This is a genomic window from Candidatus Protochlamydia sp. R18 (genome assembly GCF_000648255.1).
Taxonomy (GTDB): domain Bacteria; phylum Chlamydiota; class Chlamydiia; order Chlamydiales; family Parachlamydiaceae; genus Protochlamydia; species Protochlamydia amoebophila.
Genome location: NZ_BASL01000644.1, coordinates 1 through 1,676, shown reverse-complemented (window position 1 = coordinate 1,676; position 1,676 = coordinate 1). Strand labels below are relative to the sequence as shown.

Annotated in this window: 2 pseudogenes; both read left to right on the top strand. The window is 35.6% G+C overall.

Going from position 1 to position 1,676, the window contains the following annotated elements:
* Positions 1-1,425 (top strand): annotated as a pseudogene (locus TY19_RS03655) (hypothetical protein); the annotation flags it as partial.
* A pseudogene (locus TY19_RS19510) lies at positions 1,422-1,676 on the top strand (hypothetical protein); the annotation flags it as partial. The pseudogenes TY19_RS03655 and TY19_RS19510, both read left to right, overlap by 4 nt.

Here is a 1,676-nt window from a genome sequence, read left to right as displayed (position 1 = left end):
CGTTCTTCCTTTGGTTTAGAGAGCAATAGAGAAATTTATATCAATGCAAAAGAATTTATTGCAAAAGCTGTAGAACCCTTTTTCCAAATTGATAAACCCCTTTCTTTGAAGCTTGGTCAATTCATTGCTGAAATGGATGCCTATAACAATCGGGGAGATAAAAATGGAAATCCCCCTGCAAAATTAATTGACATGCATGCGCAAGCGCGGCTGCTTCTTTTTCTTCACATGGGCATAGCTTACTCTGGGTTGGAATGTCAAATTGATTGGCTACCAGCCAAAAAACAATTTTATATTGGCTCAGAACAAACAGGCACAGAAGCTTGTCATCACTCTTTATTTGCCGAAGTGAATGATACCTATCTTTATACGCTTAAAGAGTCTTTAGTGAAAGCAGTACGCGCATTGCGTGAAAACCAAAGAGAAATTCCTCTTCCTTTTAAAGAAAGGCTCCTTGAGCTAAATGTCTCTAAAGAAGGGCTTCAAAAAACCATTAAAGCCATTTTAGACAATAAAATTCGTGCATTTGATGGAATTGAAAACTTATGGAAAGAGACATTTCCTCTTTCTATAGAGGTTCAAACCCTAGCAACAGAATTAAAAGATGGTTTATTCCAATACATACAAGATAGAAAAAGGCTACCGGAAGAAACGATAGGCAAACTGCAAACAAAGGGGATTCCTAGAACTGTTATTAATGAATTACTAAAAAATAAACGATTAGAGAGAGTGGATGTAAATGTGGATGAAGTGTTTGAAAAGTGGGTGAATCCCTCTTTATGGGCAAACACGAACTTTTATTTTTTAAACCATCATACTTTAATAGCTCCTTCTGCCTTAAATAAAGTGGACGATTTAATTGAAAAAAAAGTGCGCTCCGGTGCTATGCAAATCCTTAATGCGATTGCCAAAAAAGAGATTAGCCCTTTGGAAGGCACTCAACAAGTAGGCGAGCTCATGATTGCAAACCTGAATGAAGGCCTAACGGTTATCCAAGAAAAAATTGTTTTAGTTTCCGCTTTAGAAAGAGAATTGGAGAAGCTGGGCAAACTTTTTACCGGGTTAGAGATTGCACAAACTAGTGCGAGTCACACTTCCTTGTACAAAAAGTTAGAAAATTTAAAAGAGGTGCAAAGCACCGTTAATGAACTCATGCACATTCTCGATGCATTAGCAAATCTTAATCATTCTCCTTCCCATATAGCGATTGTGGATTTTAAAATAGAACAAGCAAGAATTAAAACAATGCAAGACACGTTCAATGAATTTAGAACAGAGTTAACAGGATGGATGGATGAAATATTTGAAAATCGCTATCAACAGTATCGGCAAGCTCCTTTTTTTCAACATCAAAAACAAATCGAGGAACTAAGAATTAATATAACAGAAAAAGAGAGGGAACAAAAAAAATTGAGCAAGAATTGAAAGAAAAGGATTTGACTCCAGAAGAAAAGTGGTTGTTGTTCTCACTAGAAGAGAATCTACCTGAAAATTCATCTTTCCTAAATCTTGAACCTAAAGAAAAGCTAGATTTAGCTGGAAAATTATCATATGGCAAGGCTGAACTTTATGAAGCTTATAAAAATGTGATAAAAAAAACCGGCTTACAAAAGGATCTAGAGGAAATAAAGAGAATAATTCAGCAAAATCGAGATTTAATGCAGGAACTAGGAAAA